The 25,282-nt window shown below is 58.1% G+C and carries 21 protein-coding genes; 8 read left to right on the top strand and 13 right to left on the bottom strand.

Annotated elements, in window-relative coordinates; genetic code table 11:
- The 3 genes from VGK48_09485 to VGK48_09495 all read right to left on the bottom strand — a co-directional run.
- The coding region (locus VGK48_09485; protein ID HEY2381394.1) for a hypothetical protein at positions 1–202 on the bottom strand (202 nt) is incomplete at its 3' end.
- Positions 203–222: 20 nt separating this feature from the next.
- Positions 223–2,097, bottom strand: a complete 1,875-nt coding sequence (locus VGK48_09490) for a PQQ-dependent dehydrogenase, methanol/ethanol family (GenBank protein HEY2381395.1) — start codon at positions 2,095–2,097, stop codon at positions 223–225.
- A 205-nt stretch (positions 2,098–2,302) separates the two neighbouring features.
- On the bottom strand, positions 2,303–3,796 hold the full coding sequence (locus VGK48_09495) for a YdiU family protein (GenBank protein ID HEY2381396.1): 1,494 nt from the start codon (positions 3,794–3,796) through the stop codon (positions 2,303–2,305).
- Between the two features lie 296 nt (positions 3,797–4,092).
- Here VGK48_09495 and VGK48_09500 point away from each other — a divergent pair, with 296 nt between their 5' ends.
- Complete coding sequence (locus tag VGK48_09500; GenBank protein ID HEY2381397.1) at positions 4,093–4,863, top strand: hypothetical protein; 771 nt, start codon at positions 4,093–4,095, stop codon at positions 4,861–4,863.
- A gap of 88 nt (positions 4,864–4,951) precedes the next feature.
- On the opposite strand, the gene VGK48_09505 is transcribed toward VGK48_09500, so the two are convergent.
- Complete coding sequence (locus tag VGK48_09505; GenBank protein HEY2381398.1) at positions 4,952–5,365, bottom strand: hypothetical protein; 414 nt, start codon at positions 5,363–5,365, stop codon at positions 4,952–4,954.
- A 279-nt stretch (positions 5,366–5,644) separates the two neighbouring features.
- Here VGK48_09505 and VGK48_09510 point away from each other — a divergent pair, with 279 nt between their 5' ends.
- Both VGK48_09510 and VGK48_09515 read left to right on the top strand, forming a co-directional pair.
- Complete coding sequence (locus tag VGK48_09510) at positions 5,645–6,202, top strand: Uma2 family endonuclease (protein HEY2381399.1); 558 nt, start codon at positions 5,645–5,647, stop codon at positions 6,200–6,202.
- 127 nt (positions 6,203–6,329) lie between these two features.
- Positions 6,330–7,403 carry a TIGR03435 family protein gene (locus tag VGK48_09515; protein ID HEY2381400.1) on the top strand — a complete coding sequence of 358 codons (1,074 nt, stop codon included), beginning with the start codon at positions 6,330–6,332 and terminating at the stop codon, positions 7,401–7,403.
- A gap of 62 nt (positions 7,404–7,465) precedes the next feature.
- Here the strand turns inward: VGK48_09515 and VGK48_09520 are convergent, their stop codons facing one another.
- From VGK48_09520 to VGK48_09530, 3 genes are all read right to left on the bottom strand, one after another.
- Positions 7,466–8,641: an acyl-CoA dehydrogenase family protein gene (locus tag VGK48_09520; GenBank protein ID HEY2381401.1), complete on the bottom strand. Its 1,176-nt coding sequence runs from the start codon at positions 8,639–8,641 to the stop codon at positions 7,466–7,468.
- A 121-nt stretch (positions 8,642–8,762) separates the two neighbouring features.
- Positions 8,763–9,809: a substrate-binding domain-containing protein gene (locus VGK48_09525; GenBank protein HEY2381402.1), complete on the bottom strand. Its 1,047-nt coding sequence runs from the start codon at positions 9,807–9,809 to the stop codon at positions 8,763–8,765.
- A 9-nt stretch (positions 9,810–9,818) separates the two neighbouring features.
- The gene (locus VGK48_09530) at positions 9,819–12,359 is read right to left on the bottom strand and encodes a TonB-dependent receptor (protein ID HEY2381403.1); all 2,541 of its coding nucleotides are present in this window, start codon (positions 12,357–12,359) and stop codon (positions 9,819–9,821) included.
- Between the two features lie 84 nt (positions 12,360–12,443).
- On the opposite strand from VGK48_09530, the gene VGK48_09535 reads away from it, so the two are divergent.
- A complete protein-coding gene (locus tag VGK48_09535) occupies positions 12,444–12,803 on the top strand; it encodes a LysR family transcriptional regulator (GenBank protein ID HEY2381404.1) in 360 nt (119 codons plus the stop codon).
- A gap of 163 nt (positions 12,804–12,966) precedes the next feature.
- On the opposite strand, the gene VGK48_09540 is transcribed toward VGK48_09535, so the two are convergent.
- Positions 12,967–14,904, bottom strand: coding sequence for a molybdopterin biosynthesis protein (locus VGK48_09540; GenBank protein HEY2381405.1), 1,938 nt, complete (start codon positions 14,902–14,904; stop codon positions 12,967–12,969).
- On the bottom strand, positions 14,897–16,150 hold the full coding sequence (gene glp / locus VGK48_09545) for a gephyrin-like molybdotransferase Glp (protein HEY2381406.1): 1,254 nt from the start codon (positions 16,148–16,150) through the stop codon (positions 14,897–14,899). Before glp ends, VGK48_09540 begins: the two co-directional genes overlap by 8 nt.
- Positions 16,151–16,321: 171 nt before the next feature.
- Between glp and VGK48_09550 the strand changes: the two genes are divergently transcribed.
- The 3 genes from VGK48_09550 (at position 16,322) to VGK48_09560 (ending at position 19,566) form a co-directional block, all read left to right on the top strand.
- Positions 16,322–18,094 carry an aldehyde ferredoxin oxidoreductase C-terminal domain-containing protein gene (locus tag VGK48_09550; GenBank protein ID HEY2381407.1) on the top strand — a complete coding sequence of 591 codons (1,773 nt, stop codon included), beginning with the start codon at positions 16,322–16,324 and terminating at the stop codon, positions 18,092–18,094.
- A gap of 17 nt (positions 18,095–18,111) precedes the next feature.
- Positions 18,112–18,351, top strand: a complete 240-nt coding sequence (locus VGK48_09555; protein HEY2381408.1) for a MoaD/ThiS family protein — start codon at positions 18,112–18,114, stop codon at positions 18,349–18,351.
- 525 nt (positions 18,352–18,876) lie between these two features.
- A complete protein-coding gene (locus VGK48_09560) occupies positions 18,877–19,566 on the top strand; it encodes a TIGR03435 family protein (GenBank protein ID HEY2381409.1) in 690 nt (229 codons plus the stop codon).
- A 373-nt stretch (positions 19,567–19,939) separates the two neighbouring features.
- Here the strand turns inward: VGK48_09560 and VGK48_09565 are convergent, their stop codons facing one another.
- Both VGK48_09565 and VGK48_09570 read right to left on the bottom strand, forming a co-directional pair.
- Positions 19,940–20,173, bottom strand: a complete 234-nt coding sequence (locus tag VGK48_09565) for a hypothetical protein (GenBank protein HEY2381410.1) — start codon at positions 20,171–20,173, stop codon at positions 19,940–19,942.
- A 212-nt stretch (positions 20,174–20,385) separates the two neighbouring features.
- Positions 20,386–20,916 carry a DUF4203 domain-containing protein gene (locus VGK48_09570; protein HEY2381411.1) on the bottom strand — a complete coding sequence of 177 codons (531 nt, stop codon included), beginning with the start codon at positions 20,914–20,916 and terminating at the stop codon, positions 20,386–20,388.
- 83 nt (positions 20,917–20,999) lie between these two features.
- Between VGK48_09570 and VGK48_09575 the strand changes: the two genes are divergently transcribed.
- Positions 21,000–22,478 (top strand): aldehyde dehydrogenase, encoded by a 1,479-nt coding sequence (locus VGK48_09575; protein HEY2381412.1) that lies wholly within the window; start codon positions 21,000–21,002, stop codon positions 22,476–22,478.
- A gap of 104 nt (positions 22,479–22,582) precedes the next feature.
- Here VGK48_09575 and VGK48_09580 read toward each other — a convergent pair whose 3' ends face one another.
- Positions 22,583–24,040, bottom strand: a complete 1,458-nt coding sequence (locus tag VGK48_09580) for an aldehyde dehydrogenase family protein (GenBank protein HEY2381413.1) — start codon at positions 24,038–24,040, stop codon at positions 22,583–22,585.
- 11 nt (positions 24,041–24,051) lie between these two features.
- The coding region (locus VGK48_09585) for an iron-containing alcohol dehydrogenase (protein ID HEY2381414.1) at positions 24,052–25,282 on the bottom strand (1,231 nt) is incomplete at its 5' end.

Here is a 25,282-nt window from a genome sequence, read left to right on the forward strand (position 1 = left end):
CTCGAAACGTTCTGTTTCGAATCAGTTCCCCATACAGTCCGCCGTCATATGAGAAGTTGATTTCCTCGGTCATCAATCCATAGAAAATCGGATCGATCCTGGCGCCGGGCTGATCGACATTAACCGTGAGCCGGACCGGCCGCCGGGTCTGCTGCCCAAACAGAGAGACCACGAGAAAAACCGCAACAATGAGTTTCCGCATGGCGCTTGACGACCACCTACCTATCTCTTCGGCAACGCGAACGCATACAGCGTCGAGCCGGAGCGCCGGAACCGCGCATCCGAATCCGCCGGCGTATTTACGGTTACCTGCGTGTTATTCCCCAGCTGGCTCGAGATGATCGCGATGTACTGGCGTCCGTCCGGCCCCTGATAGCTGATCGGCGAACTCCGGAAGTTACTGCCCGTCCGGAAAGTCCAAACGATTTCTCCCGTCTTCGCATTCATCGCGCGCATGACGCCTTCATTTGGACCACCCTGGAAAAGCAGGTCGCCCGCCGTCGCCAAGACGCCGACGTTGTTGCTGACCTTCCACGGAATGCGCCACACCGTCTTTCCAGTCACCGGATCGTTTGCCTGCAACTCTCCCGCATTTGTCGCGCCCGGCGCCATGGGGCCGGGCGCGCCGGGCGCTCCGCCCTCGCGCAGCGTGTAATCATTTGGCGGATTGTACTTTCCTTCGACGACTTTCTGCGTCCCGCAGGTGTTTAATGCGGGCGTGTATACAAGACCGGTGCGCGGAGAGTACGCATCCTGGAACCAGTTGCGCGCGCTGATGCCCGGACACCACGTCACATTGACGTCTTTCGCATTCGGCAGATACTTCTGCCGATCCTCGAGCTTCGTGAACAGCATTTTCTCGATGTTGTAAAGAGGCCGGCCGGTGTCCATATCCACACCTTTAATAAGGTCGTTGTACACGAACGGCCAGGGTTTCAGCACAAGTTCGCCGGTAGCGCGGTCGATGACGTAGAAGTAGCCGTTGCGTCCAGGATGCACGAGCGTCTTTCGCATACGTCCGCCGATCTGGAGATCGACGGCGAGAAAGGCGCTGGGTTCATCGAGATCCCACCCGTCCTGCGGCGTCATGTTGTAAGCCCAGACGAGTTCGCCGCTATCGGCATCGCGAGCGAGAACCGAGGCGCAGTAGTTGTTCTTGTAGGCGGCCAGTCCGCCTTTGTCGTCGAGTTCGATGCGGCCGAACTGCCGGCGATAATCCGGATTCCACGGACCGCAGTTGCCGGTGCCGTAATAGAAGAGATTGAGATCCGGATCAAACGTGAACCAGCCCCAGACGGAGCCGCCGCCACGCTTCCAGGAATCGCCGTACCAGGAATCGAGTGCAGGGTTCGGCGTCTTATCGTCTCTGTAGAACGGCTTGAACTTCGGACCGATACCGACTTCGTTATTCGGGCCGGTACTGTAGAAGCGCCACCGCATGTTGCCGGTCTCAAGGTTGTAGGCCGTGACGTGTCCGCGAACGCCCTTCTCGCCGCCCATGACACCGACAATGACTTTATCGCCGACAACGATCGGAGGCGCGCTGACGGTTTCAGCCGTGGCGAGATTCCCATTGTCGGCTTTCCAGACGACTTTGCCGTTCTCGGCGTTGAGCGCGTAGACCTGTCCGTCGAGTGTGCTGTAGAAAATCTTTCCGTCGGCGTAGGCGAGCCCGCGTGTCTGCGCACCGCAACACGCGGCTTTGGTTGCGGCATCGATTTGCGGAAATTCCGGACGGAATTCCCATTTGATAATGCCGTTGCGCTTCAGATCGAGCGCGTAAATGTAATTCGGCTTCGGCGTCGCAATGTACATCGTGTCGCCGATCACGAGCGGCGCGGCTTCGACCGTGTCGAGAATGCCGATCTGAAAGGTCCATGCGACCTGCAGATCTTTCACGTTGTTGAGATTGATCTGATTGAGCGCGCTGTAGTTCCATCCGTTGTAGTTGCCGTTCGGCATCGTCCATTGCTTCGGGTCCGACTGCATGGTGACCAATTCCTTGTGCGCCAGCAGTATCCGTGACACCCCCAGTCCGGCAATCAGCAAGACCAATGCCGGAACCACAGCCCGTCCTCGATTTCTCGATGCGCTCATTCTGACCTCCCCGAATGCGTAGTCTGTTCCGGATGAGCAGGGAAATCAAGAGGTTGGGGTTATTCACCTTTGTGTAACAAGGTTTTAGCCGCAGATGACGCGGATGACGCAGATGGGGCGCCTCCAAAGTTCGTTTTTGCGCCCCATCTGCGTCATCTGCGGCTAAAAACGTTTGGTTGCGGCTGCAGCCTCATCTGCAGTCGGTCTACGTGCCGCAGAACGTCTTGTAGCTGGCGGTTACCTCGGGAGAAGCCGGCTGCGCATAGATCTCCAGCTCCGGCCGTTCTTCGAAAGGATTCGCGATAACCTCGAGCAGGCGTTCGAACAGTTTCAGATCACTACGATCCGAGGCCGCCGCCAGGGCTTCTTCCACCCGGTGATTTCTTGCAATGTAGAGCGGGTTGACGCGGTGCATGGCCTCTTTACGGGCCTCCGCGTCGATCGATTCCTGCGCGGCTCGTATGCGCCAGCGGTCGATCCAATCCCCGAGGGTGCGTCCGTCACGAAAGAGTTCATCGAGAGACTTCACGTTTCCGGCCGCCGCGTCGCCAAGCCGCCGCCATGCAAGAACGAAGTCCACGTTCTGAGCTTCGAGCAGGGTAAGCCAGTCGTTCGCCAGCTCTCGATCGCCCTCCGCGGCCTCCTGAAGCCCGAGTTTCGCGCGCATACCACTCAACCAATGGGATTCATAGCCCTCGACAAACATCTGAAGCACTCCGGTCGCTGCGGGCACAGCGCGATCTGGATCCTCGGGAGCGATGAGAGGCAGTAGCGTTTCCGCGAACCGCGCAAGATTCCATTGAGCGATGGCGGGTTGGTTGCCGTAGGCGTAGCGGCCTTGCCGGTCAATCGAACTGAATACAGCGCGCGGTGTGTAAGCTTCCATGAATGCGCAGGGACCGTAATCGATGGTCTCTCCGGAAATTGCCATGTTATCGGTGTTCATTACGCCGTGGATGAAACCGTTCAGCATCCACTGTGCAATCAGCCGCGCCTGCCGGAGCGCGACCGCTCGGAGTAAGGCCAGATAGCGGTCGGGCCGCCTCGCCAGATCCGGATCGTGGCGGTCAATCACATACTCGGCGAGAGTGCGAACCTTGTCGATGTCCCCTCGTGCGGCAAAGTACTGAAATGTCCCGACGCGCACGTGGCTTGCCGCGACGCGCGCGAGCACAGCGCCTGGCAAAATCTGTTCCCGGATGACATCTTCCCCCGTGCTGACAACCGCGAGTGCCCGTGTAGTAGGGATGCCCAAAGCCTGCATGGCTTCGCCGATGATGTACTCGCGAAGCATCGGACCAACCGCAGCCTTGCCATCTCCGCCGCGAGAAAAGGGAGTTCGGCCAGACCCTTTAAGAGCGATATCCCGGCGATGTCCCTGCAGGTCGATCACCTCGCCTAGCAGAACAGCCCGCCCGTCGCCAAGCTCCGGTACGAAGCCACCGAATTGGTGGCCCGCATACGCCTGCGCCAATGGCTCCGATCCCGCGACAATTTCGGTTCCAGAAAATATCCGAGCGCCATAAGCCGAGTTCAAGGCCTGCGTTTCAAGACCCAACTCGCGAGCAAGAGTGTCGTTGAATCGCAACATCCGCGGCGCTGACACTGCCGCAGGTTTCCAGGGGACATAGAAACCGTTCAAGTTTCGGGCGTAGCTATTGTCGAAGCAAAACAGATCGCGTGAAGTGGGTGTGCTCATCGTCGTCTTCATTTTAGCTGATCGTTGTAGGATTCCGATGATGCTTCAAGAAACGCGTACAAATAACGCCAAGGGGATAACGACTGTCAGTCGCTGGACGAGAAGTCGGTTCGGAATGTGACTTTGCTACTCAGCATACCGCCAAGTGAAGAGTAAGCCCTTACACGCCCACGATGGCGGTACTATAATTTCGACGGTTTGAGACGTACCCATGACGGTTTGGCCCTTATGTACACACACTCTGCGGATTGGTCCCCTCGTCACGAAATGTGAATTTGCAAGTCGGGAGCCTCGATTTGTCACGTTTGCCATATCTCGTGCTCGGATGTTCGATCCTGTTCGGCGTTGCGTTTCGGATTGATGTCACGCGCGCCAGTCAGGCGAGATCAGGAACGGCGTCAGACTTGTCAGTTACTTTTGTCGGATGCAAATCTGATGGGCAGGCTGGGTCACTTGAAACACCGACAAATCCTGGCATAGACGTGCAATTGGACTCGACTATTGCTCGCCGCCTCTCGATTTACAAGGCGGCGGTCGGCGACGCAATTCTTGGTCCGCGTGGCTGGTTTTGCTTCGCAACCTATGGGTCGGGAGGCGCAACGTTGTACATCACTCCGGAACCTCTGAAACCGGCATCTGCGCCCAAATCATTTTGGGACCAAATAACCGGTCCAATTACTGGTTCCGCTATTCAAGCGTCGGTGCTGTATGGAGACACGTCGGGTCGATATGCTGTCGCCGAGATTGCGGCGAGGGTTTTCCCGACGCAAAGGTCACTTGCCCTGAATCTCCTCGCCGAGGCGGGTATGCAGATTCCTTCTCGTCCGTATCCCGGCGACCGACTCACTTACGTTAACGAGCGAATAGTCGAATATGAAACGCCGGGCCGTGCGCAAGGTCTTGGGACATCTGTCTCAGGCGGCCGTTTACAGCAGAACGTCGATTCAATCCGCGGTGTCGCCATCTTGGAGCCGGGTTTCTTTTTGCACCATTTGGCAGTAAGGCTGCCTCAAAAAATGATTGACCTCGCGCCACATGTCATCCGGCAGTTTGAAGCAACCCACTGAGCGGATTAGGCTGCTTCCCGTGAAAGCCACAGTATTTCTCGCGACTTTGCATACCGCCGTCAAGCCGTCTGAAGACACTCGAGTTCCGCTACCCGGCCTTTCGACCGTCTCTATTAAGGTAAGACGCCTGAGACCCCCCTGTTTGTTGCAACCGGCCCAAAATCCTGAAAAAAAGTGAACGCTTTACCACGGCAAAAGAAGATTTGAAATCGGGAAAAGAAAGTCTTCTTTTGCCTTCGCAGATTTGAAAATCCAAATTGAAGACTTTCTTTTTGCCTTGCAGATTAAGAGAGCCGGATTTCAAATCTGCGACGGCGGAAGAAGACTTGAAATCGGGAAAAGATAGTCTTCTTTTGCCTTCGCAGATTTGAAAATCTAAATTGAAGACTTTCTTTTGGCCTCGCAGATTAGGAAAGCCGGATTTCAAATTTGCGACGGCGGAAGAAGACTTGAAATCGGGAAAAGAAGGTCTTCTTTTGCCTTCGCAGATTTGAAAGTCCAAATTGAAGACTCTCGTATGGCGTCGCAGATTGGGAACGCCGGACTTCAAATCTGCAACGGCAAAAGAAGACTTGAAATCGGAGAAAGAAAGTCTTCTTTTGCCCGCTGCAGGTCGGGGAATTGGAATTGAGGAGCATGACGGCGTAGATGCAGATGTTTTTAGCCATCTCGTCGATTAGTAAGTCGCGTTGTCGCCGAAGACGCGACTGATCGGCAGCCGTTTTGTATGAACTCAAGGACTCAGCAGGGTACCGCTCTTGCTGTAAGATGGAGGTGAACTATGGCTAAAATCTCGAAGAAGCTTTTCACGGTTGACGACTACCACCGCATGGTGGCCGCCGGAATCTTGCGCGAAGACGATCGTGTCGAACTCATCCGCGGAGAAGTCCTCCAGATGAGTCCGATCGGTCCTCCGCACAATGGCACGATTTTGCGCGCCAGCCACGGCATGTGGGAAATCGTCAAAAACCGTGCCCTGGTGGGCGTCCAGGGATCCATTCGGCTCGACATGTATAGTGAACCCCAACCGGATCTGTATTTGTTGAGGCCGGTGGCCGACTTCTACACATCGCGCCTTGCCGGACCCCCAGATATCTTCTTGATCATCGAGGTCGCCGATTCCTCACTCGAATACGACCAGGACGCCATGCTGCTGCTCTACGCGCAGACCGGAATTCCGGAATACTGGATTTCGGACATAGCTGGCGAACGCGTCATCGCCTATTCGGATCTGGAGGCGGGGGTATATCGTACGGTTCGCGAATTTAGGCGGGGGGAAGTCCTGGCGCCTCAGCTTCTTCCAGACTGCCGTATTCCCATTGAGATTCTTCTGCCATAAAATCCGCTTCATACCATCTGTATATAGATGGGCCTCATTGTAGCCGCTAACGGCAATCCGATTTACACTCCAACAATCCCCCATTAGCGCTTTCGCTAATCTATAATGTTGGGAGGTATAGGCTTACATGAAGCAGGCATTTATCATTGCGTGGGCGGTGTTGACGGCGGCCACAGGAGCGTCGCAAGCCCCTGCATCGCGGCTGACCTTTGAAGTCGCGGCTATACGCGCGGCAAGTTTTCCGACTCCTCAGACATTCCAGTCGGGGCAATTTCGGGTAGGCACCAGGATTGACGGCGCGAGCCTGGATTTTGAGTTTGTAACGCTGGCGGATCTGGTGCCTTACGCATACCGCGTGAAATCCTTCCAGGTTGCCGGACCGGATTGGATGCGTCAATTGAGGTGGAACATCCAGGCTAAACTGCCGGCCGGTTCTTCGCGGGACCAGGTGCCGGAAATGATGCAAGCGCTTCTGGCCGATCGATTCAAGCTGACGTTTCATCGCGAGCAGCGGCAGCAGCCCGTGTACGAATTGGTGACGAGAGGCGAGCCCAAGCTGGAGCCTGCGGCGCAATCCGTGGACGATACGGCTGCCGATAATTCCGGTGGCATTTCGCCCGGTTTCGGCCCCTTCGGAATTTTCCAGCCCGGACCTCAGGGGCGTGGAGCAGCGCCTCCGGATGGAGCCTCGAGGGACGGAAGAGGCGGGTTCCTTGCGGGAGGGATCACAGGCAACGGCACGCGTATCTCAATGGGATCCAATTGCAGTATCCACCTGGAGTTCGACAATTTGTCGATGCCGAACCTGGCAGATACGCTCACCACGTTTCTGGACCGGCCGGTGGTGGATAAGACCGAAATGAAGGGCGCTTATAAGCTCGCGATGGATTTTCCAATCGAAGCGATGCTCGGGATGATGCAAAACACGATTGGCAACTTTGGATTTCCGGCCGGACAAGGCAACCGGGGCGGCTTCGCCGGAGGCCGGGGCTTTGGGCCCGGAGGTGGAGCCGGCGCTCCGGGAGGCGGACCGCTGGCCGGCTGTATCGACCCCTCGGTATTCGCCGCGGGAGGCGCTGGTGCCTCGAGTGCCGCGATCTTTAAGGAAGTTCAAAAGCTGGGATTCTACCTCCAACCGGAGAAGGAACCCTTTGATACCGTCATCGTCGACCACCTGGAAAAAGCGCCCACTGAGAATTGATTGGCATCCTGCTCCGCTTCCGGGGAACGCAGACCGATTTCAGACAGTTTTAGCGTTTGTTTCTACTCCGCGTCCACCAGGTCGAGGAAGAGCCAGCGTTTGCCGGAAGCGAGACCCGAAAGCTCGCGGCCCGTGGCGCGTATGACCGCGGGAGCCGAAGTGATGTGTTGGGTGCCGGCCTGCATGTCGCGGAAGAGACGCTGCAGGGTGCCGGCGCGCAAGGCGACGGTTCCCGCCGTCTTGTAGACAAAGGCGGAGACTTCCTGAGCCGACCATGTGGCGTGGGCCATCGCCATCCGGATCAATGTATTTTGCCGGACGGAGAGCTTGTCTCCGTTGCGCAAGGTAGTCGCCACGTCTTCCCAGCTTTCGTATACCAGGGCCTTCGCGGACCGGTAGGTCATCTCGGCCTTCGCGTAGTCTTCCTGAAACGCATCGCTGCCGGCCATCGAGCCGCCGCGCCCGATCTTGGATCGAACGAGGGCGGCCAACTCGTCGAGCATGCGTCGGCCGATACCGCAGGCCCAGCCCGAGTGGCAGATGACCGCGAATCCGATAATTCCGAGTGTATAGAGGGCGCCGCCTCGTTTAGGCGTCTCGGTCACTGCGAAATGCGTGTAGGCCTCCGGTACGAAGACGTTGTCGATTTGGTAGTCGATACTGCCCGTTGCCCGCAAGCCCATCACATCCCAGTTGTCGATGAGAGTCGCATTTCCCACGGGAAGCACAAAAATACGCGGCTCGCCTGTCGATTCGATGATGCCGAGAGTATGAATATGCGTACCGTGCTTGATGCCCGACGCGAAACTCCATGACCCGCTGAGCATGAAGCCGCCCGGCGCTGGAATTGCCTTACCCGGCCGCGTGCCTTGTCCCGCGATGACAGGAAGGTGGTTGCCGGAAAACATTTCGTTTACCGCACTGTCTTCGAGGTAGGCCGCTCCGGTTCCGATCGCGAGCGACGCCGCCATCAAGACCCAGCCGGCCGAGGGATCGCCATAGGCAACGCTTGCCAACACCTGAAGCGAAGAAACGGGATCGAGCTCCGCACCTCCGGCGACGGAGCGCGGCACCCACATACCGAGGAGGCCTTCCCGATGCAGTGCCTCAACCACCGGTTCGGCGAGCCGGCCGAGCTTGTCGCCTTCGTCCGCGTGGCGGTCGGCTAGCTGGCCCACGGATTTCGCGCGCTCGATCAGGGATGCTGCCAGTGAAACTTCTTTGGAAGCAATCGACATGAATAACTCCTACTGCTGCGTAGGATAGCAGGGGAAGGAACCACAAGAAGCACAAAAGGCACAAGAAAGTCCCGTGTTTCTTGTGCCTTTTGTGCTTCTTGTGGTTCCTTCCCTTCCTGGCTTATCTGCGGACTTGCCGCACAAGCGGGCGCAGTGGCTCTGGAAGGTTTCGAAAGTCCTCCGCACTGACGATGGCGGCAGAAAGCGGATCGGGACCGTTCTTTTTCAGCGCCGAAGTCCCTTCCGGGCTCAGCAGCAACTCAAGGAATTTAATCGCGTTCTGCCTGTTAAGCGCATCTTTGAGCAAGGTAATACCCCAGGCGACGTGAGCGCCCGGGACAGGAATCGTGTGGGCGCTCCGGGATGTCCCGAGGCCCGGCAGAACCACGATGGCGTGCTGCCGGTAATAGGCGTCCTTTGCCGGATCTGAGAGATTGATCTCATCGGGAAGGTCCACATACCGATAGTCGGGGTTGCCCGCCGCAGTAAAGCGGGCATTGTGTTCATAGGTGAACTGAAAATCAAACTGCTTGCCGAGAACGGCGCCGGAATCCTGGCCCATGATCACCAGATGCTCCAACAGGTTGTTATACAAGTTCGGAACTTTGTAATACTCCGCCGCAAGTTGGAACATCATCGGCGCCCGGTAAGCTCCGGGATCCAGAAACCAGTTGCCGCCTCCGATGGCCACACCCGGCGTGGTGAGAATTTCATACCAATTGGGTGCTGCTTTGGGAATGGACGCCGGTGAATGAAAGGGAGCACTGCCGGGAGCGGTGATCGGAGGCAGTTTCTTCCCGGATAAACCGCTTGCCGAGTAGGCCAGCACCATCCTGCCCTGCGCGAACACGATGTTGAAATCCGAATAGCCTGCAGGCTTCATGAACAGGTCGATATCCAGATAGTCGGCCGGGGCATACAGGTCGGCGGCGTGCCCTCCCGCAGTGATCTGCCGGCCGGCGTCAACGCTGCCCATCGGAAAATCCTCCACCTGAACCCCGGTCCGACACGTAAAGACTTTCTCCAACTCCTGGAATGCGCGCGTCAGACTGCCGGCGCGGTAAATGATCATTTGCTGGTTCGAAAGCGGCACGCAGTTCGGCGTCTGAGCTTCGGCAACCGATGCCAGGCCCACGCAAAGGATGAGAAGGATCGCTTTATTCCACATGGGATTTCCTTAAAAGTCGTACCGCATGGAAGCCGTGACCAGCCGTGGCTCTCCAGGGTGTCCGAGATAACTGCCGGTGCTCTGCCCGGTGATGCTTCCGGGACCGAGCGTCGACCAGTAGTGCACGTTGGTCGCATTGCTCGCCGTCACCCGCCAGGTCGTCGCTTTTCCAAGGAAAGCCGTCGTGTAGCGGACACCGAAATCGAAAACATTGTATTGAGGCGTATAGGCGCTATTGATGTCGTCGATCGGCCGCTGCCCGACGTGTTGCCAGTCGAAATTCAGAAAGACTCCGGAGAGGCCCTGCATCCTGTACTCGGCAAGAATATTGGATTTGTAATCGGGAGTGCCTACAAAGTCCCTGCTGTTGGTTGCGGCGATGCCCGTGTCCGTGAGCCTTGGACGAAGCGCGGTCAAGCCTCCCGTGAGCATGAGTCTTTCGAACACGCGCCCGGAAAGCATCGTCTCCGCGCCGTAATTCAGTTGATTGCCGGTAATCTGAAAAATCTCGCAATTCGCCGTGCCCGACTGCGCCCCGCAGACGGGGTTTGTCACACCAGTCACGAAATTCGCGAATGGCCGCTCCAGCCGGAACACGTCCGCTGAAAAGTTAATGCTGCGAAAACGGAGTTTATAGCCGAGCTCTTCCTGCTTGCTCCGGTACGGCGGCAAGGCCTGGCTGGCATTGACAATGACCGTGGCACCGCTGCTCGCGGCGGCGACGTCCGGCGCCTGGATGCTGTCTGCGAAGGTGGCGTAGATCGTCATGTCCGGCCGAGGTTTGAACATCAGGCTGGCGGATGGGCTGACGCCTTGATTGACATAACCGCCGCGAATACTCGTTCTCACAAAATCCGTGGCTGCAGTATCGCTGTAGCTGTCCGTCCACGTCCAATCCTGGCTCGCAGCCAACCGTACAAGCCATTGAGGGCTGATCGTCATGGAGTCGGTGAAACTGAAACCTTGCTGCCGGATGATGCTCGATCCGTATATCCCCGTGGAAGGGCTGGTTCTGGCATAAGAAAAGATGCCGCCCGGAGGTACGATATCGACGAGCGGACTGGATATGTTCGCCTGGCAGACTCCGTTCGCTGTGCACAACGCGGTCTTCACTGGACTCGATACGGGTGAATAAGACGCAAATCGATATCCGGTGCTTCCGATGACGACATCGTGTTGAATGGGCCCGGTTCGAAACCGGCCCGTGAGATATAACAGGTCGCTGTCCACATGAAATCGCGGCGCCAGCGAAGAAAAACTGTTTGCAAGGTAGCTCTTGTAGTTTCCGCTGTTGTCGAGGAATTGGTTGACCGCCGTATTGATGTTGCGGTCGGAAAGCTGGTCGAGCGCGCTGACCGTGAGGCGCCAATCCGAGCTGAAGTCGTGCTTCAGCCTCAGCTCTCCGATCTTGGACGTCAGATCCACGCCGGAGAAGGATTGCCCGTAACCTGCGCGAGCCGGGTCCGGAGCATTGAGCGGCAGCAGGATACTCTTTGAACCGGGCGTTGATAACGGTGTCGTGGTGGGTGCATAAGCGAACCAGCCGGGATATCCGTGCTGATACAAGTTGTAGTAACTGTAGTTTCCTTCGATTAGCGTTCGATCCGTCAGGCGTATATCGCCCGCGCCTGCCGCCAGCTGGCGGCGGAGCTGGCTGGCGGTAACGTAGCCGTTGCCGTCCGCCAACAGCAGATTCGTCCGGTATCCGAACGTTTTATTGTTGCCCAGCCGGCCGCCAAAGTCGGTGTGAATGGTGCCGACCGTACTGCCTTCGTATCCCAGCTCGATTTGACCCAGGCGTTCTTCGGTGGGACGTTTGGTGACGAAGTTGAACATGCCCGAGGGGTTGGCTGGACCGAACAGGGCGCCGCCGAGTCCGTTCACGACTTCAAGCTGTTCGTATTCCTCAAGCGCCGACGGCGTGGTGACTGCAATTCCCATGCCGTCTTTGCGGTCATTCTGCATATTGCTGCCCTGCAGTCCACGAGTCTCGGGACGCAAAACCTCCGGCCCCTGCATCTCCTGGAATGAGACAAGGGGCAGATACTTGGCGGCTTCTTTGAAATTTCTGGATTGCGTGTCATCGATCAATTGCCGCGAGATGACGTTGACCGAATAGGGCAGATCGAGGATCGGAGTTGTTCCGAGCGGCCCACCTGCAGCCGCATTGTCGACACGATACGCATTCTCCACGGTGCCCGCGGTAACGTCCACCGTCTGTGTGGTTCCAGCGATCGTCAGAGTGAAATCGAAATGGACTGTCTGGCCCCTATCGATCTTCAGCGGCGAACTCACGCTCGCCTGAAAGCCCTTGGCTTCCGCCTTTACGACGTACATGCCGGGCGGTAGCGACGGGAACTGGTAGGCACCCTGGCCGTCGGTGAGTACGGTGGAGGTGACTGCGGTTTGCTGGTTGGTGAGTGTGACCTGCGAGCCAGGAATCTGCGCCTGCGTCGGATCTTTCACTACCCCTGTGATTTGTCCGCCATTGGATGGCGTCTGCGCCAGGACGGAGGATGCCAGCACTAACCAAACGAGAAATGTGCTCATTAGTATTAAGATCAATTGTTTTGAAGTCATATGGAAATTTGGAACGTCCGGAGGCAGCGGCATGAATGAAGCTGCAGAATACCTATGACGCGTTATACGCCGCGACCCCGGCGTCTCGGTGTCAAAGCGAAGGTCTGGCTGACGATCGGTCCGCGTACGCTGTTTGGGGACGGCAAGGCTGACCTGCTCGATGCAGTCGACAGGCTGGGATCGCTGCGGAGCGCTGCGGAGAGCATGGGCATGTCGTACAGGCATGCGTGGGGATGGCTGCGCGAATTGGACGAGGCCGCCGGATTTGCTTTTCTCGAGCACACCGGGACAGGTCCGCGAACCAACCTGCGGCTCACGGACGACGGTCGCCAGTTTATTGCTGACTATCGCCGGTTCCGCAAGACGTTGAATCGAGCGATAGATGCGAGATTCCACCGCGTCTTTCATGGCTGACAATCTTACCAATTCGAGCGCGATGACGGTAGGAGTCTTATGCTTTTGAAGACATAACGACGGCGTATAAGCGGCATTTAGCCGCAGATTACGCGGATTACGCAGATGGAGCGCATTAACAGACTGCTTTGCGCTCCATCTGCATAATCCGCGTAATCTGCGGCTAGACCTTCATTCCGAGCCGGGCCAGTGCTTCGCGCGTCGACGGCTCGTTGAGGAGGTTCTTGAAGGCTGCGACTCCGGCGCGATTGGCGTGCGATTTCGGCACAACGAAATCGTAGCGCTCGTCGCGCAGCGGCAGAAAGCCGAGGCCGGAATTGTGCGCAATCATGTCCAGCGTGACTCCCCAGTCCGCCCGGCCTTGCGAGACTGCGGCGGCAACGGCGTTGTGATTTCGAGGCTGGACAGGATATCCGGCGGGCTTTACTCCTTCGAGCAGGCGATCGATGAGCGCTCGTGTGCCGCTCCCCTGATTGCGGTTGACCATCACGCATGACGGATCGCGCTTTACCGCCGTAACCGCCTCTCGCGCCGTCTTGCCCTCGAAGCGTATGTCACCCTGACGAAAGACGACGCCCTGAACGCGGCCATAACCGGGAATCAACTCCAGGCTCGGATTTAAAAAAGGCAGGTTGTACTCGTCGGTTTCCGGATCGAGCAGGTGGACGCCTGCAACATCGCATTCGCCTCGCCTGGCAGCGTCCAACCCTGCGGTGCTGCCCACGGCGAGGAACTTGGATCGCACGCCGCGCTGTTGCAGCACGCCAAGCAGGTAGTCGAGACCGATGCAGTGGCTGCCGATGACAACCAGATCGGCTAATTGCAGTTCCTTGCCGAGCAACTGCACATCGATGAGCGTTCCCGCCTCGACAATCTCTTCATGGCGGCCGATCGTCGCGAAACCATCGGCGCGGCTGAAAGTTGTAACGCTTCCGGAGCCCTGTCCCATCGGATATGCGGCGAGCGACACGCTGGACTTCGGGTCATCCTCCGTTGGCGTAGTTTCGACCAATCCCACCAGCAGGTATTCCGTCCGTCCGATCTCGCTGTTGAGCTTGACGGCCAGCCGTGCCGAAACCGTGGGCCGCCTGGTGGAACCTCGCCCAGCCTGCTCTCGAATGACCGGCGCAATAAACTCGTGAAACGTGAAGATCGCCGATGTCGGAAACCCGGGAAGCACGACAACCGGCCGGCCATGAGTGGCCGCCAGGCAAATGGGTTTGCCGGGCTTGAGGGCGACGCCGTGGGCAACGATGCCCGGATCTCGAAGTTCAGCGACGGCGCGATACGACAAGTCGCCCGCCCCCTTGCTGGTGCCTCCGGAGAGCAACACGATATCGGCGGATCCAATAGCTGTATGAAGACGTTCGCGCAGTTCCGCGAGATTATCGCCGGTGATGCCCAGCCGCAGCGGCTCGCCGCCCAGCTCGCGAACGGCATCGGCGAGAATCTGTGCATTCGAGTCGAATACTTTCGCCGGCCGCATTGGTTCGCCTGGAGCGATGATTTCGTCGCCGGTGGAGAGGATGGCCACGACCGGTTTACGCCAGACGTCGACGCGGCCGACGCCGATGGCGGCCAGCACTCCGGTATCGCGGCTGGTCAATATCTGACCGAGACGAAGCACCGTTTCGCCTGCGGTGATGTCGGTCCCCGCGAACGATATACCGGTGCCTGCCGTGACCGCGCGCGCCACATGCAAAGCGTTGCCGCGCACCTCCGCATGTTCGACCATGACCACGGCGTCAGCGCCGCGCGGCACCATTCCTCCCGTGGCAATCGAAACGGCCGCGCCGCTGCGGATGACGGTATGCGGCACAACCCCGGTGTGGATGGTCTCCTCGCTGAGCTGCAAAATGTGCGGAACTTCCTCGCACGCCCCGAAGGTGCTGTCGGAGACAACGGCGAAGCCGTCCACGTTCGAGCGGTCAAACGACGGAACATCGACGGGCGAGACGACGTCGGCCGCCAGAACGCGGCCAAGCGCCGCATCGAGTATTACGCTCTCGATCCCACGCGGTGACGCGTCGATCGCGGCGCGAAAACGCCGCTCCGCTTCGTCGCGACCCAGCACTTGCAGAAATTGTTCCTGCTCACGCATAGAGCCAGACCTCAACTTCACTGCCCGGCGCGAAACCTTCGCTGTCCGCCGGGACAATGACGAAACCGTCGGCGCGAGTGGTTGAAGAGAGTATAGATGCGCCACCGACGGCAATCGGTTCGACATCGCCGTCAACCAGCCGCACGCGCGCGTAATCAAGGCGGCCGATCGGCGAACTGATCTTGCGGGTCAGCTTCGCGCTGATCGAATGGTAAGGCCACGCCTTCGACAGGCCTCCCAGCGCGCGAATGGCGCGGCCGGCGAAAAAATCGTACGCGCAAAGGCACGATACCGGGTTGCCGGGCAGCAGAAAAACCAGTCGATGTTCGAGCCGGCCGAAGCCGGTCGGGCTGCTGGGACGCATGGCAATTCCATGAACGGCGAGTTCGCCGTGGCTGGCGAGAAGCATCGGCGCAAGGTCTTCCACTCCGACACTCGATCCACCGGAGACGATCACGACATCCGCATCCGCATATAGGCTGCTCAGGATGGCGTCGTGTTCATCCGGAACCAGGGAGGGGAAATCGACCAGACCTCCGTCGCGTTCAACCAGGGCCGCGAGCATTGGTCCATTGGCATCCGCGATGCAATACCCATCCGGCCGGGAACCGGCCGGAAGCAGTTCATTACCGGTAACCACCAGGCGGACGCGCGGCCGGCGATAGACATGCACTTGTTCAACCCCGATGGAACTCAGCACTCCGAGGTCTTGCGGCCGCAACAGTCGTCCAGCTGCAAAGAGTGCTGTTCCCCGGGTGACGTCCTCTCCCCGGCGTCCGACATGTTTACCAGGAGAGACTGCCGCGACTGCGAAGACGATATCTGTCGTCGCTTCCGTGCTGTCGACCCATTCGGCCGGAAGAACGGCGTCACCGCCCTGCGGCATCGGCGCCCCGGTCATGATTTGTACGGCCTGACCGGCGCCAATGAGATGGGGGAAAGGACGGCCAGGAAGCGACTCGCCGATTATCGTCAAAGGCAGGCGGTTATAGGGTGTCGCGCCTTCCGTACTCTCGGCGGCAAGCGCATATCCATCCATCGATGCGCGATCGAAGCCGGGTACATCCACGTTGCTGGTGATGGATTCGGCTAACACGCGGCGGGCCGCCGTTCGTAGTGGCACAGGCTCTGGATCGAGGGGCTGCAGTTGCGCATCGAGCCATGCGATCGCGGTCTCGACGGACTGCCGCCGCGCGAAGCCGCGCATACGAACGTCGTCTGTGATTCGCCGGTTCTGATCGTCCATGCCGAACAGTCAGAATACCTGCTAATTAGCCGCAGATGACGCGGATTACGCAGATGGGGCGCATAAACGAGACAAAATTGTGCGCCCCATCTGCGTAATCCGCGTCATCTGCGGCTAAAATCCCTTTGATGTATAATCTGCTGTTGCATCTGGCAGTGTAAGGGAGACTTTATGGCCACCGGTGATCATGAATCTACAACCAACACACCCCTCGTCTGGCGTGTAAATGTCCGCACTCGAACCTGCACGCGTGAGGCGATTCCCGAGAGCTGGCTGCGGCTTGGCGGGCGCGCTCTGATCGCGCGCATCCTGGTGGATGAAGTCCCTGGTACTTGCGAGCCCCTTGGGCCTTACAACAAACTGCTCTTCTGCCCGGGGTTACTGGTTGGCCACATGCTTTCGGCCTGTGACCGCCTGTCTATCGGAGGGAAGAGCCCGCTTACCGGCGGGGTCAAAGAGGCCAACGCCGGCGGTACGACCGGGTTGCAGATGGTGTATTTGGGCATCAAAACTCTGATCATCGAGGATATGCCCGCGGAACCGGGCTGGTGGGTGTTGCATCTGAGCGCCCATGGCGCGCGTTTCGACAAGGCCGAGGATGGTGCGAGTGAGCATGGTGTGGTTGGTCTGGGCGTTCATGACGCCGCGCACCGGCTGCTGGAAAAATACGGATCGAACGTGGCCCTCTCGCTGATCGGTCAGGGCGGGGAGATGAAGCTCTGCGCGGCAGGCATCCAGAATCTGGACAAGGATCACCGTCCATCGCGCATTGCCGCTCGCGGTGGTCTGGGAGCCGTAATGGGGACGAAAGGCCTCAAGGCGATCGTATTCGATGCGTCCGAGGGACAGAAGCCGCATGTCGTCGATCCTGAGGGATTCAAAAACGCCCAGAAGGCCTACACAAAAGCGGTGATCGAGCATCCCCAATCACGTGTCTACAAAGATTACGGCACTACCGCCGTTGCTCGTATGGCCTATTCCTTCGGGGCGCTGCCCACGCGAAATTTTTCCTCCGGGAATTTCGAGCAGATGGAGAACATCAGCGGCGAGACGTTGCGGCAGACCATCCTCGACCGCGCCAAGCAGAATATCCCCGGCAGCGAGGCCGCGCCGTCGCACGCCTGTATGCCTGGCTGCACAATCCAAAGCTCCAACATTTTTGCCGACGCCAATGGCAAGTGTATTGTCTCCCCGCTTGAATACGAGACGATTGCATTGATGGGCACGAACCTGGGAATCGGCAACCTGGAACACATCGCTCGCCTGAACGCGGCTGCCGACGACCTCGGAATCGATACGATCGAAATTGGCGCCACCCTGGGGGTTGCCGCTGAGGCGGGGCTGATGAAATTCGGAGACTGGGAGCGCGCCCTGGAGCTGATCGATGAAATCCGCCGCGGCACGCCCCTGGGACGCATCCTCGGTAATGGCGCCGGGATCACCGGTAAAGTGTTCGGGGTCGACCGTGTCCCGGTGGTGAAAAACCAGGCGATGAGCGGCTACGAGCCGCGCGCCATCAAGGGCACTGGTATTACCTACGCCACCACACCTCAAGGAGCCGATCACACGTCCGGGTTGACGATCCGCGATAAGGTGGATCACCTCAATCCCAAGGGCCAGGTCGAGCTCTCCCGCAACAAGCAGATCGCTATGGCCGGCTTCGATAGTCTCGGCGCATGCATCTTTGCCGGCTTTGGCTTCTCGCTGGTTCCGCAGGTGATTTCCGAATTTATAAATACGCGTTACGGTTGGGGCGTCCCGGTGACCTTCCTGCAGGATCTCGGTAAAGAATCGCTCAAGCTGGAACGCGAGTTCAATCGCCTGGCCGGTTTCACCTCCGCCGACGATCGTTTACCGGAGTTCATGACGCGGGAGCCGCTGCCGCCGCTCAACCCGGTTTTCGATGTGTCGGAGGAAGACCTGGATAGCGTGTTCAACTGGTAAGCCGTCCGGCAGCGGGTATGATCGTTAACCTTCACTTGCACACCCTTCTGCAGCGCCCCTCACCAAATGGGTTGATCCGCCAGCTCGAAGTGGAATTACCTCCGGGCGCCACCTTGGAGGAACTGCTCACGCGCGAGGGGATTGTCATTGATTCTGAAAATTATCTATTGGTGGTCAACAGCCGCAACGTCGAGCCGGATCAGGTATTGAAGGATGGCGATGAGGTTGATTTGATCCCGGCCATTTCCGGCGGATAGCGGCTCGCTGAAACCCGATTCGCAAAGATCAAATTCGGATCGGCGGACACTCTGAAATTCGTAGAGCGGAGTTTTCTCCAGCGTCTCGTCGAAGTTGAGCAGCCCGGCATTGTGTGCCTCAATCAGGACGCCTAACGTTCCAGTTACCTTCAAGTGGCGACGCTCGGCTTCTGTCCGTCCTGCCAGATCATCGATGAGTACGGCGCCAGCCCGGAGCGATTCCTCTAGAGACAGGGCGGCCGCCTCTGCTGGATCAAGAAGTTGTAGTGATGGGTCGAAACCAGGGTCTGGCTGACACAGACAAGACACGAGCAAAGACAAAGATAAAGGTGAGGAACAAGCTTCCGCTGGCCAACTGCTTCTCATTTCGATAAGCCCACGGTCGATATCTTACGCCGCTCGAACTGGAACATGGAGAGCTATAGGGACGCACATCTGGATTCCTGAATTTCTGAGGGAAGACCTTCTCCCCGGAGCGGATGCATTCCTCCCGAAAGGGGAAGGGAGTGGAAGAGCCCGTCCGACATGACCGGTTTAAAAGTCCATACAATATGTCTCGGCGGTCCGTTCCCTGGTTTGATTGCGGAGGCCTATGGCATGTTTGCCGATGGACAGCGCCACTCACCAACGTTGACCCCGCCGATAGAAGGCGGTCCTTCTTGGATTAATTCGGAACGTTACACGATTGTCGCTAAGGCCGAAGGCGACCCCAGTGAGGGTCTGATGATCGGGCCGATGCTGCAAGGGGTGCTCGAAGACCGCTTCAAGTTGAAGGTTCATCACGAAGTCCGTGAAATCCCCGTGTATGCTCTGACAATCAGCAAGAACGGATCGAAACTTAGCGGGGTCGAAGGTCCGGCATGCGTGCCCGTGGCCGGCAAGCCCTGCTTGTCCGGAATGCGGTTCCAGGGTCACAACCTTGTATTGCATTTGCGCGGCACCCTAGCGCAGTTCGCAGAGACACTCGCCGCGAGCTTAGATCGGCCCATCGTAAACAAGACAGGTCTTAGCGGAACCTTTGATCTCCATCTGGAATTCGCCATTGACCAAGCCACTGCACCGGCGTTCCAAGCATTGGCGGGCACGGCCGATCCGTCCGGTGGTACATCCATTTTCACGGCGATCCAAGAGCAGCTCGGCTTGAAACTGGAGCCCTCCAAGGGGCCGGGCGACTTCCTCGTCATTGACAGTGTCGACAGGCCATCGGAGAACTGACGCCCGGGACGCCTGTGACGGCGCTTCGATTATCTCTTTTTTTCAGTAACAAAGAACGAGTAGAGAGAAACCATATGCGAATGGCGTCACGGGATCATTGCCGCGATGGCGATCAAGCTAACAATGAGAGCGACCCTGGTAAAACGGTGACAGATAACAATTTCGCTTTGCGAAATTGCTCTCTGCCACCGTTTTACAGCCGAGTTGTTATCCGTTTATTCGAGAACCGCTGGTGATCGTCGCGAAGCGCCGAGATGTCGTCCGGCTTCTGGAACAGAACCGCTGCGAGTTTCTTTGCGAGTGCGCAATCACACGATTTACCTGCACCAGCCGAAGCTGAGGCTTCATTGAAATGAGCTGGCGCGGAACGCGTTTATTGCGGTTTGAATCCGATCTTATCCTTGATCGCATCAGGCAGATGCCTCAGGAGTTCATCGTGCTGCATCAGCAGCGCCACGATTTGCGAGTATCGACGGTCCGATTCTTCCTTCAATTCGTTGTACCGGCGGTTGATATTCGCCATTTCCGAAACAAACTGGGCTTGGGCTTGGAGGAGTGCTGCAACTGCGGCTTCGAGATTTACTGTGCTTCCGTTTCTTCTGAACATCCTGACTCCATTATAGGTCGCCTACGGTCGCTTTCACGGTGTTCCCGTCAGTGGCGTCTGCAGGCGCCGGTCCTATCTCAAAACCTGAGTTCCCCGCGAGTTACGTAGTGTATCGCAGTGCAAAGTCCGAACTTTCAGCGATAATTCAGTCGCGTTTTCCCGCGTTTTGCCGATTTCCCTGACTGCTCAATGTCACCTCTTTTCGCAGGAGCTCAACGGCGTGCGTATCGCCTGGCCGGTGACAGCATCGAGCTCTGTACGACGATACCGACCACAATCAGCAGGATGAACAAAATGGAACGACTCGTTTGCGACAGCACGATCGCGGTCGCGATGAAGCGTGCCCCGACGACCGACGAAAAAAGGATCAGAGCCCAATCAAAGAGTGCCAGAAACAAAATCGCACCGAGAATGCCGCCGACAATGAATACGACTTGAGTATTGGTGACGTGCATGGAGAGAAGTGTGTATACGCGGATGGCAAACCATCCACCCGCCAGAAAACCGGACACTGCGATCGCGAGCTTCTGGAGCAGAAATGCAAGCAGCGCTCCTATAAGCCCCAATACAACAGCAATGATCAGCGTGACCATCGGTGCCGGTTGATGGATGATTTGCGGGGCAAGTTCGACACCCGCGGCAAACCCGATTGCAGCAACAAATAACCAGAACAGCTTGCGGCCGAGAAGCAGTATGGCTATGCCTATCAGAAGTCCGACCGTTGGGATCGACAGGTTGATCATACTCGTCCATTTTGGCTACGCTTACGCTACTAAAGACAAGGGGAATTTAGCCACAAAAGGCACAAAGGGGCACAAAAGCATCTATGCAGAAGTATCACATGTTGATCGACGGCGAATGGCTCAATGCGGCGTCCGGAGAGTTTTTCGAATCGATCAATCCATTTACGGCACAGCCCTGGGCTCTCATTCCTCGCGGGGCGAAGGCGGATGTGGAGCACGCCGTCGCTGCGGCAAAGAAGGCATTCTATGGAAAAGATTGGCATGGTCTGACGGCGAGTACACGAGGAGCATTGTTGCGGCGGCTGGCGGATTTGCTGGCGGCCGAGGCGGACCGGCTTGCCGAAATCGAGACTACGGACAATGGCAAGCTGCTCTCTGAGATGCGCGTTCAACTTCAGTACGTGCCGAAGTGGTTTCACTATTTCGCGGGGCTGGCGGACAAAATCGAAGGACGTGTTCTACCGAGCGATAAGCCGGGCTTTTTCAATTTTACTCGTGAAGAGCCGCTCGGTGTGGTGGCTGCAATCACGCCGTGGAACTCTCCGCTGCTGCTGGCGACCTGGAAGCTGGCGCCTGCGCTGGCCGCGGGTAACACGGTAGTGTTGAAGCCTTCGGAGCATTCATCGGTGTCTGCGCTGGTTTTCGGGGAATTGTTCGAGAAGGCAGGATTCCCGCCGGGTGTTGTGAATATCGTTACCGGATTCGGCGGGGAAGTCGGCGAGCCGCTTATCGCTCATCCTGATGTCGCAAAGGTGGCGTTCACTGGAGGCGACCGGACGGGGCAGGCCGTTTACGAACAGGCGGCGCGCGGAATCAAGCGGGTGACCCTGGAGCTCGGCGGCAAATCGGCGAACATCGTTTTCGATGATGCGGATCTTGAAGCTGCGGTGAACGGCGTCGTCGCCGGCATCTTTGCCGCGACCGGCCAGACCTGCATCGCCGGATCACGCGCGCTCATTCACCGTCCGATCTTCGAGGCGTTTGCAGACCGCCTGGTGAACCTCGCGCGATCCGCGCGCATGGGCAACCCGCTGGACCTCTCGACGCAAGTCGGGCCCATCACCACGCATCCTCAATACGAGAAGGTCCTGGATTACATGAATGTCGCGAAAGGCGAGGGCGCGGTATGCGTGCTCGGCGGCGGTCCGGCGAAGCGTCCGGAATGCGGAACGGGATGGTTCGTGGAACCGACGATCTTCACCGGCGTCCGGCCGGAAATGCGTATCGCCAATGAAGAGGTCTTCGGTCCGCTCCTGTCGCTCATTCCGTTCGACGACGAAGAGGAAGCCATCCGCATCGCGAACTCGACGATTTACGGACTCGCCGCAGGCGTCTGGACCAGCAGCATCCGCCGCGCTTTAACGATGTCTGAACGTCTGGAGGCCGGAACCGTGTGGGTAAACTGCTATCGCGTTACGAGTTATATGACGCCGTTCGGAGGCTACAAACGATCCGGTTTCGGCAGGGAAGGCGGGATGGAAGCGATTCGCGAGTACCTGCAGACGAAGGCTGTGTGGATCGATATTTCCGGCACGACGCAAAATCCGTTCGGTCTTCGGTAGAAGGGAAATTAGCCACAAAAAGCACAAAAAGCACAAAAAGCACAAAAGGCACATAAGGGATTCCCTCATGTGCCTTTTGTGCTTTTTGTGCTAATTTCCCTTTTTTAACTGCGGACGTATACCGCTTTTTGATCCACAAAAAATTCCAGGCCGGTGCGGCTGTTTTCGGGCACGCCGGCGCCGGATTGTTTGACGCCGCCGAACGGCATGGAGGGTTCTTTGTATCCGGTGTGGATATTGACGTGAGCGAGGCCGGCTTCAATGCTGTCGACGTATTTCTTGGCATTGGCCAGGCTTTTCGTGAAGATTCCGGAGGACAAACCGTAGATCGAATTGTTGGCCAGCTCGATGGCTTCGTCCAGGCTGCCGAATTCGCAAACGGCGACGACAGGGCCAAAGATTTCATCGCGGAAAACGGCCATGTCGGTCCGGACGTTGGTGAAAACGGTCGGCCGGATGAAGTAGCCGTGCGGATCGGCGTCGCCGCCGGCGATCATTTGAGCGCCATCGGCCTCCGCCTGCCGGATGGCTTTCCAGATATCTTCGAATTGCTGCGGTCCCGCGACCGGACCCATATCGACGCTTTCGGAAATTCCGTCGCCGACCTTCATTTTTTCGCACCGCGCCGTGAGTTCGCTCAAAAACTCCTTCGCGATATCGCGATGCAACAGGACGCGGCTCGTGGCGGTACACCACTGACCGGCACAGGCAAAACCGGCCGTGGCCGCGGCTTCGACCGCATCGGAAATGTTGGCATCGTCCATGACGATCAACGCATTCTTTCCGCCCAGTTCGAGCTGCATGCGCGTCAGGTTCGCGGTACCTTTCACCTGAATCTTTTTACCGATTTCGGTTGAACCCGTGAATGTGATCGCGCGCACGCGTGGATCTTCGACGATGGCGTTGCCGATCGCCGAACCCAGACCGGTGACGCAGTTGAAGACACCGGGCGGCAGGCCGGCGCGATCGAAAAGGCGCCCCATATAGACGCCGGACCAGGGCGTGAATGTGGCCGGTTTGAATACGACCGTGTTGCCGGTGAGCAATGCAGGAAGCGTTTTCCGGCTCATGACGTTCATCGGGAAGTTCCAGGGGCTGATGACGCCGACGACCCCCACAGGCTCGTATTGAATCCAGGTCGAGATGTCGCGGAATCCGCCGGGGCCGATGCTCCCCGCAAAGGCGACGATCTGATTGAGGTGGTAGGAACCCTCGACCAGCGCGGAATCGACTTCCGCCCGCGACTCGCGGATGGTCTTGCCGTTTTCGAGAGTCACGATACGGGCGAGCTCTTCGCGATTTTCCTTCAGCAGGCGCAGAAACTCGGAAATGTAGTGCTGCCGTTCCGCCAGCGGCGTGCGCTTCCAGATGCGAAATGCAGCGTGTGCGAGGTCGATGGCTTCGCGCACGTCGTCAGGAGTCGAAGATTGAAACAGTCCGATGTTGCTTCCGCGTAGCGCGGGGTTTTCATTTTCGAACGTGGCACCGTTTCGAGAGCCGCACCATTTGCCATTTACGAAGTTATCGAAAGTCCTGACTGTCTCTTTCTCAACAACGGACATGAATGAGCCCCTTAGTAAGCCGCTTCCAGAATCCCGATCAAAGCTTCCTTGTCGAACGAAACCGGGCTGTTGTCCAGCAGGCGCTTCACGCTCATCGAAAGCTCGGCCATCTCGCCGAGTTGCTCGTGCTTCATGCCGATCTTGCCGAGGCCTCGCGGGATCATGACTTTGTCGCCCAGCCGGGCAACCATTTCGGGCGCCTGTTCGGCTGCCTCTGCGTCGCTGACCCGTTCCAGGCTGGAATCGAATGCGCGGGCAATGAACGCCATTTCGGGAATCCGGGCCTTGACGATCGCTTTCATGACCGCAGGCATCAGAACGGCATTGCCGAGTCCGTGCGACGTGTGCGTCGCTTCGCCGACAGAATACTGTAGAGCATGGACGGTTGCCGTCCCGGCGGCCGCGAAGGCCATGCCGGCGAGCAGGCTGGCGAGCGCCATGTCTTCGCGCCCCTGGCGGTTGCCCGGGTCATTGACGGCGGTGGGGAGCGATTTCGCAATCAGCTTGATCGCCTGCATTGCAAGCGCGTCGGACACCGGATTCTTGCCAACAAAGATGGCGTGGGGTGTGCGATCTGTCGGGGTTTTTGCGCAGAACGATTCGATCGCGTGACTCAAAGCATCCATGCCCGAGTGCGACGTCACATGCGGCGGGCATGAAACGACCAGGGAAGGATCAACGACGGCCCATTTCGGAATGATGCGGCGCGTGGCAATGCCGACCTTCATATAGCGGTCCGGATCCGTTACGACTGCGACCGGACTTACCTCCGAACCTGTTCCCGAAGTTGTCGGTATGCAGATCATGTCATAAACCGGACCCGGGACATTGTTTTCGCCGTAATACTTCGTCAGCGGTCCGCCGAATTTGGCCTGGACCGCGCTCGTTTTCGCGAGGTCCATGTTGCTTCCGCCGCCGACGCCGATCATCACGTCGGGATTGAACTGCCGGGCGGCTTCGGCGCACTGGCCGATGAGTTCAAGATTGATGTTGGGGCATCCTTCAGAGAACGACAGGACCTCGACGCCGCCTTCTTTGAGCAGGCTTTCGACTTTGTCGACGATGCCGCTCTTGATCAGGTTCTGGTCGCAGCAAACCATCGCGCGTTTGCCGAATTCTTTGCCGACGGTGCGGAGTTCTTCCAGTACGCCCCAGCCGAAATAGACGCGGCCTGCGGTGGAATAGCCCCAGTGACGGTTACTTGCCGATTGTGGATCGGAGTTGCTCTGCGGCATGCCAAAC

The sequence above is a fragment of the Terriglobia bacterium genome, from assembly GCA_036496425.1.
Taxonomy (GTDB): Bacteria; Acidobacteriota; Terriglobia; order 20CM-2-55-15; family 20CM-2-55-15; genus 20CM-2-55-15.

What these genes read in the sequence shown, in the direction of transcription:
- VGK48_09570 (HEY2381411.1), bottom strand. Translation starts at nt 20,916, where the DNA reads ATGATCAACCTGTCGATCCCAACGGTCGGACTTCTGATAGGCATAGCC.
- VGK48_09515 (HEY2381400.1), top strand. Translation starts at nt 6,330, where the DNA reads ATGAAGCAGGCATTTATCATTGCGTGGGCGGTGTTGACGGCGGCCACA.
- VGK48_09575 (HEY2381412.1), top strand. Translation starts at nt 21,000, where the DNA reads ATGCAGAAGTATCACATGTTGATCGACGGCGAATGGCTCAATGCGGCG.
- VGK48_09525 (HEY2381402.1), bottom strand. Translation starts at nt 9,809, where the DNA reads ATGTGGAATAAAGCGATCCTTCTCATCCTTTGCGTGGGCCTGGCATCG.
- VGK48_09510 (HEY2381399.1), top strand. Translation starts at nt 5,645, where the DNA reads ATGGCTAAAATCTCGAAGAAGCTTTTCACGGTTGACGACTACCACCGC.
- VGK48_09495 (HEY2381396.1), bottom strand. Translation starts at nt 3,796, where the DNA reads ATGAGCACACCCACTTCACGCGATCTGTTTTGCTTCGACAATAGCTAC.
- VGK48_09520 (HEY2381401.1), bottom strand. Translation starts at nt 8,641, where the DNA reads ATGTCGATTGCTTCCAAAGAAGTTTCACTGGCAGCATCCCTGATCGAG.
- VGK48_09540 (HEY2381405.1), bottom strand. Translation starts at nt 14,904, where the DNA reads ATGCGTGAGCAGGAACAATTTCTGCAAGTGCTGGGTCGCGACGAAGCG.
- VGK48_09565 (HEY2381410.1), bottom strand. Translation starts at nt 20,173, where the DNA reads ATGTTCAGAAGAAACGGAAGCACAGTAAATCTCGAAGCCGCAGTTGCA.
- glp (HEY2381406.1), bottom strand. Translation starts at nt 16,150, where the DNA reads ATGGACGATCAGAACCGGCGAATCACAGACGACGTTCGTATGCGCGGC.
- VGK48_09560 (HEY2381409.1), top strand. Translation starts at nt 18,877, where the DNA reads ATGACCGGTTTAAAAGTCCATACAATATGTCTCGGCGGTCCGTTCCCT.
- VGK48_09535 (HEY2381404.1), top strand. Translation starts at nt 12,444, where the DNA reads ATGACGCGTTATACGCCGCGACCCCGGCGTCTCGGTGTCAAAGCGAAG.
- VGK48_09580 (HEY2381413.1), bottom strand. Translation starts at nt 24,040, where the DNA reads ATGTCCGTTGTTGAGAAAGAGACAGTCAGGACTTTCGATAACTTCGTA.
- VGK48_09555 (HEY2381408.1), top strand. Translation starts at nt 18,112, where the DNA reads ATGATCGTTAACCTTCACTTGCACACCCTTCTGCAGCGCCCCTCACCA.
- VGK48_09550 (HEY2381407.1), top strand. Translation starts at nt 16,322, where the DNA reads ATGGCCACCGGTGATCATGAATCTACAACCAACACACCCCTCGTCTGG.
- VGK48_09490 (HEY2381395.1), bottom strand. Translation starts at nt 2,097, where the DNA reads ATGAGCGCATCGAGAAATCGAGGACGGGCTGTGGTTCCGGCATTGGTC.
- VGK48_09530 (HEY2381403.1), bottom strand. Translation starts at nt 12,359, where the DNA reads ATGAGCACATTTCTCGTTTGGTTAGTGCTGGCATCCTCCGTCCTGGCG.